The following is a 6,193-nucleotide window of genomic DNA, read 5'->3' as shown; positions in this document are numbered from 1 at the left end:
ACCGAATCAGAGTCGTCCCAGATGTAGAAGCGCATGTCACCGGTGAAGGCGTCCACCGTGATCTTCACGCTATTGCGCATGTAGTTCAGGTCCATACCGAGCGGGTCGGAGTATGGATAGCGATTCGTGTGCGTGTAGGCATCCTGAATCCAGAACAGCCCGCCTTCCGCGGCGACGATGTACGGGTCGTTGTCCAGAAGCAGGAACGGCGCGACGGTGTGTATGCGCTCCTGAATAGCGCGGCGGTATTGCAAACGACTCTCGCCGGTAATCTGCCCGCTGATGAGGATGTTCACATCGGCGAACTGCCAAGCGTATGCCATCCGCCTGAATATGGACGACATTTGCACGCCGCCGTGTCCGCTGTAGTTCGTGCGGAACAGCTCGCCGCTCTCGGTCTGGTAGTCCACCTCGTCCTGCAGGGTGTTGGCTATCACATAGTCCAGCGTATTTTCGCCATAGTAGATACGCGGGTTCGTAACCAGAATCTCCGGCGAATCTTCTCCGCCTACCGCGTGGACAGGGATTACGCCGTCCGCCGGTATGTCCTTGGCGAAGAACACAGGCCTGCCCTCGCCGGTGAACTCCGTAACCGGACTCATGGCAATGCCCATACCGTGCGTATAGACGAGGCGAGTGTTCGTCCAGTTTTGCGTGGTGGCGTCTAGCTTTTCAGGCGCGACTTCACGCGCGGATAGCAACACCTGCCGGACTTCACCGTTTATCTCGTACCTATCGACATCCGCGTCTCGGAAGTCGTAGTACGGGCGGATAATCTGAATCTGCTTGTAAACATCGGACAGTGGGCGATAGTCCCAAAGGCGGATGTTGTTGATAGTCTGCGGATTGTTCTGAATGACCTCCGTATCGACTACGGTCTCCGCCGGGTAGAACTCTTCAGCCACACGGTCAAGCCCGTATGCGCTGCGAGTGAACTGGATGTTGCGTTCGATGAACGGCGCCTCACGCACAAATTCATTCGGGTTTACCTGGAATTGCTGGATGACGCTGGGCCAGAGCGTGCCAAGCACAATGTTCGCCACGAACCACAGCGCGAATGCGCCAATAAGCAGCCGTCTGCCTGTGAAATATGTGTTGGCGAGCATAAGCAAGCCCGCGCCGACCGCGATCGCGGTCATTATCAGCAGCGCCGGCATACGCGCGTTCACATCGGCGTATGCCGCGCCGAAGATCGCGCCTTGGTCTGACAGCAACAAGTCCCACCTGTCGATCCAATGACCGAAGGCGATGGTGAACATCACCAGCGCGGCGATGACGGACAGGTGTATCCGCACCCCGGTGATGTTCAGGTTCAGGCTTAGCCCTTGCATGCTGAAGCGCAGGAAATAGTAGGCGACAGTCGCTATCAGTATCAGCAGCAGCACGCCCAGCAGCCAGCCCTGTATGAAACTGAGCATCGGCAATGTGAACACATAGAAGCCGACATCTTGCCCGAACACGGGGTCTATCTGGCCGAACGGCGAGGCGTTAGAGTAGCGCAGGAAAATCTCCCAACGAGCCGCCATTATGCCGCCAAATACCAGCGACAGCAGCGCCACCACTCCAATACTGATGCCTGTCAGCGCGCGGTTCATGAATGCCAGCAGATCGTCGGGCAGCGGCAGCGTGATTCTGCCAGTCGATACGCGACTGGCGACGAAGATGCTGATTCCCGCGAGCACCGCCATTGTAACTGCACCGACGACGAACAAGGTTATGCGCGTCATCAGCACTTTGACGAATATGCCGCGATAGCCGAGGTTGTCGAACCACAGCCAGTCGGTATAGACGCCACGCCCGAATATGAACAGCGATATTACGACGATTGCCACAATCGCATAAGCGATCCACTTGGCGAGCGTCCCAATCTGTCCGAAGAACTGGTACAACTCTACGGTAGAGTCGCCGTCGTCGCCGCCTCCGCCACTGTTTCCGTTCTGGTATTCACCGGCCATAGCAAATATGCCTCGCAATCATCCAATTCTAGTTCCGAGATTTGCGCCCGAAATGACTTCGAGCAAAGCGTCGGGCTTACGCCCGTCGATGATGTGTGAAACGCCGCCCGAACTCAGCGCCGTCAAGCACGCCTCTATCTTAGGAATCATGCCGCCTGCCGCGACATTGGAGCTGATAAGCCCACGAGCCTGCCGTTCGGTCAGACGCGGTATGAGCCTGCGCGTGTTGTCAAGCACACCCTGCACATCGGTCAGGAAAACCAGCTTGCTCGCGCCCAGAGCAGCCGAAATCTCGCCCGCCGCGGTGTCTGCGTTGATGTTCAGGAGCGTGGGGAACGATTCGCCGTTTTCGGCAGGCTTGACGCCCACCGGGGCAATGACGGGGATGCATCCGGAGTCCAACACCGCATTTATCGGATCGACGTTGACATCGAAAATATCGCCAACGAGACCGAGTTCGGGGTCGCGTATCTTGGCGCGCAGCATGGCGTCGTCCGCGCCGCTGATACCAATGGAGCGCGCGCCCAGTTCAACCATTGACGCCACGAGGTTCTTGTTGATGAGACCCGTGAGAACGGCGACCACGATGTCAATGCTGGGACCGTCCGTAACGCGCAAACCCCGCACGAATCGCGGTTTTACGCCTTGCATCGCCATCCAGTCGCTAATTATCTTGCCGCCGCCATGCACGACAATCGCCCTGACGCCCTGACGCTGCAACTTCACAAGGTCGTGCAATGTCGTGTCGTGGCTGCCGAGCGTGCTGCCGCCAATCTTAACTACAATCGTCCCACTGGTACTGGTCTCCTTCTGCGCTTCACCATCTGCCATAGTGCCGGCGCCACCCGCCGCATTTGCCAATCTCGCTTGGCTGCTATCGCCCGATCCGTCCGGCTCAATACCCGGCACTGATTCGGCGTGTGGCGTACCCATCCCGGCTGTGGAGTTCGCTGATGACATGTTCGATGCCATGCGCTTATGTGCTATACGCCGAATTAAAGGTTACATACTCTTCGGTCAGGTCACAGCCCCATGCAGTCGCAGAAGCGTCGCCCATGCTCAGATTGACGCCCAGACGCACATCCGGCGAACTCGCCATCGCGCTCACGACCGAATCCAGATGGAACGGAATCGCCTTGCCCTCGTCCACAATCTGGATGTCGTTAATGTAAATCTGAATCTTGGACTCTTCCATATTCGCGCCGCTCTTGCCAAGCGCCATCATGATGCGTCCCCAATTCGGGTCATTGCCGTGCACCATCGCCTTGACCAGCGACGATGTAGAAATCTCGCGGGCAGCCGTGCGCGCATCCACCAGCGACGCTGCATCGTTGACCGTAACCTCGATCAGCTTCTTCGCGCCTTCGCCGTCTCGCACCATCGCCTTGGCGAGCGATTGGCAGACAAATGTGAGCGCCTCCTCAAAGGCTTCGGCATCCGGTGTCCCGGCGGTGACCTCATCACCGCCCGCCTCGCCGTTGGCAAACACGAGCGCCGTGTCATTCGTGCTCTGATCGCCGTCCACGCTGCACATATTGAACGATGCGTCAACCGCGCGGCTCAGCGCGGCTTGCAGGAACGACTGCTCGACCGCAGCATCAGTCGCTACAAAGGCGAGCATAGTCGCCATATTCGGGTGAATCATCCCCACGCCCTTCGCCGCGCCGCCAAGCGTAACCTTGCGACCACCAATATCAAGCGATACGGCGAGGTCCTTGTGCATGGTATCGGTAGTCATTATAGAACGCGCGAAGGCATGCCCGCCGCCGGCAGACAGGCTGACATTGCCGATATGCTGTCGCAGCAGCGCCATCGGCAGCTCAATGCCAATCATCCCGGTGCTGCACACAAGCATATCATCCGCGCCAACGCCGACATGCTCGGCTGCGAGCGCAGTCAATTCTGCTGCGTCCGCAAGCCCTTGGTCGCCCACGCAGCAATTCGCGCAGCCGCTATTCGCCACCACGCCTCGCGCCATACCGCGCTCAGCGCGCTGTCGGCTCAGCACCACCGACGGCGACAGAACCTTATTCGTGGAAAAAGTCGCCGCGAGATTAGCGGGCGCATCCGAGAGCAAAATGCCCAAATCCAGCACGCCATCATCCTGCGTCTTAAGACCCGCGTAAGTGCCACCCGCGCGAAAACCCTTCGCGGAAGTAACGCTGCCGTCATTAATAATCTCGATCATCGCTGCCATGTGCGCTCCTAAATAGCCGCGCCGCCGCCAACCGCCATAAGCAAGCCGGCAGACAAAAAAGCGCATCCCCTGAAAGTTACGGACGCCAAAATAGCCCACGAATTATAGCACAGCCCAACATGGCGGCGCAAAACGAACTTCTGATATGCTGTAATCGCTTGACTCTACCCCACACAGCGGAGGTTCGTAACATGACCACGCAGACCGCGAAGGTGAAATACACCTACGAAGATTACATGCAGACCCCCGACGACATCCGCTACGAGCTTCTCGACGGAGAGTTGATATTGTCCCCATCCGCGCGCACGGCACACCAAAGGTCTGTCGGGAAAATCTTTAAGCGCCTATCTGATTTTGTAATGCAAAACGAACTAGGCGAAGTATTCATCGCGCCCTATGATGTGGTTCTGGATAATTTCAATGTCGTGCAGCCGGACATTCTTTTCGTCAGCAATGAGCGGTCGCACATCATCACCGACCTAAACATCCAGGGCGCGCCCGACCTCGTGATAGAAGTACTCTCGCCATCAACCGCACAGCGGGACAGAACGCAAAAGCGCGACCTGTACGCGCAGCACGATGTCAAGGAATACTGGCAATCCGACACAGACGCCAAGAGCGTACAGGTGCTCACACTCCAAAGCGGCGTCTATCGCGTGGCGGGCATCTACACGGCAGGACAGGCCATACTATCGCCGCTGCTGCAAGGCTTCAGCCTGAATGTGGATGATGTATTCTAGCCGCCGCACGCTCACAACCGCGCATTCGCCACCACCGGCTCCGACGCCAACAACCGCCGCAGCCCCGCCAAGTCCGGCAGCCCATCATCGAGCGAAATGTGATACCCTTGTGCGAACTGATGTTCCAATGCAATCGATGCCAGGAGAAATAGCATGCCGCGACAGACAGAACCCAGCATCAACAACGCACTAGGGAACATTCTGCAAGGCATGATGCGAACTTGCGCCGTGCGCTCGGAAATCTCGGGTGCCTTTCAAGGCTATTCCGGGCGTCAGCCGGACATTCTCATTACCGCGCCCTATCGCAGCCCCGTAGTCATAGAAGCAGAGGTTAGGCCGTCGGGAAATGCGGAAAATGAAGCGGTCAGCAGGCTAGGGTTGGAGCTTGCCGGTGGGACAGGCAATGTTGAAGCTGCGATTGCCCTATACTATCCCGAAAACATGAGAGGCTATGACGACCTGCATGCCGCCTTGAGAGACGCCACGCTCGAATACTGCGTCTTCACCAAAGAAGAGACCGAAATCACGCGCTTTCCGAAATCGGGCTGGCTGAACGGCGGCGTATCCGACCTTGCCGAACTCGCGCGGCTGGTATCCGTGCCGCAAAGCCTCGTCGATGACGCCGCAAACCGGCTCCAATATGGCATCGACCGAGCGAACGCGGTACTGGACGAAGCCGCGGAACTCGGCACCGCGAACACGGAAGACATCGCCAATCTGCTAGGAATGACCGATGTGTCGCAAACACGCCGCATGGCTTGCGCCGTCATCGCAAACGCTATGGTCTTCCATCATCACATCGCGCGCCAGCACACCGAGATACGGGCGCTCAACCGACTGTGGCGGTCCGCAGTGGACAACCCGCAAGCCAGAGTTGCAGACGCTTGGGACGAAATCCTCAAGATAAACTATTGGCCCATCTTCGCTGTGGCGCGCGACATCGTGAACCTGCTGCCTTTGCACGCGGCTGCGCGCATTCTCGACGAACTGCGCGAGACTGCGCAAGGCATCAACTCTACCGGCGCAGCATTCGCGCATGACCTCACCGGGCGCGTGTTCCAGCGGCTCATTGCAGACCGCAAATACCTCGCCACATTCTACACCCTGCCCGCGTCCGCGTCCCTGCTGGCGCGGATTGCCGTTGCGAAACTGGACGGCATAGACTGGTCAGACCCCGACGCCATCGCCCAGCTGCGCGTAGGCGATTTCGCCTGCGGGACCGGCGCGCTATTGTCCGCCGTGTACGAGCAGATTGCCCTGCGACACGAAAAAGCGGGCGGCGACCCCGCAGACCTACACAA

General features: G+C 58.4%; 5 protein-coding genes. 2 read left to right on the top strand and 3 right to left on the bottom strand.

All coding sequences use genetic code 11. The annotated features are described in order from the left end of the window. The 3 genes from F4X57_10205 to argJ form a co-directional block, all read right to left on the bottom strand. On the bottom strand, positions 1 to 1,955 hold a 1,955-nt coding region (locus F4X57_10205), incomplete at its 3' end, for a UPF0182 family protein (protein ID MYC07527.1). An 18-nt stretch (positions 1,956 to 1,973) separates the two neighbouring features. Beyond that, positions 1,974 to 2,927 (bottom strand): acetylglutamate kinase, encoded by a 954-nt coding sequence (gene argB, locus F4X57_10200; GenBank protein ID MYC07526.1) that lies wholly within the window; start codon positions 2,925 to 2,927, stop codon positions 1,974 to 1,976. A 4-nt stretch (positions 2,928 to 2,931) separates the two neighbouring features. Further along, a complete protein-coding gene (gene argJ / locus F4X57_10195) occupies positions 2,932 to 4,251 on the bottom strand; it encodes a bifunctional glutamate N-acetyltransferase/amino-acid acetyltransferase ArgJ (protein MYC07525.1) in 1,320 nt (439 codons plus the stop codon). 92 nt (positions 4,252 to 4,343) lie between these two features. Between argJ and F4X57_10190 the strand changes: the two genes are divergently transcribed. Both F4X57_10190 and F4X57_10185 read left to right on the top strand, forming a co-directional pair. Continuing rightward, complete coding sequence (locus F4X57_10190; protein MYC07524.1) at positions 4,344 to 4,892, top strand: Uma2 family endonuclease; 549 nt, start codon at positions 4,344 to 4,346, stop codon at positions 4,890 to 4,892. Positions 4,893 to 5,045: 153 nt separating this feature from the next. Next, the coding region (locus tag F4X57_10185; protein ID MYC07523.1) for a hypothetical protein at positions 5,046 to 6,193 on the top strand (1,148 nt) is incomplete at its 3' end.

This window comes from Chloroflexota bacterium (assembly GCA_009840355.1).
Lineage (GTDB): Bacteria > Chloroflexota > Dehalococcoidia > Lucifugimonadales > JADFKI01 > Bin90.
Note: the sequence above shows the minus strand (reverse complement) of the source record. Positions and strands in the feature narration are given on the sequence as shown.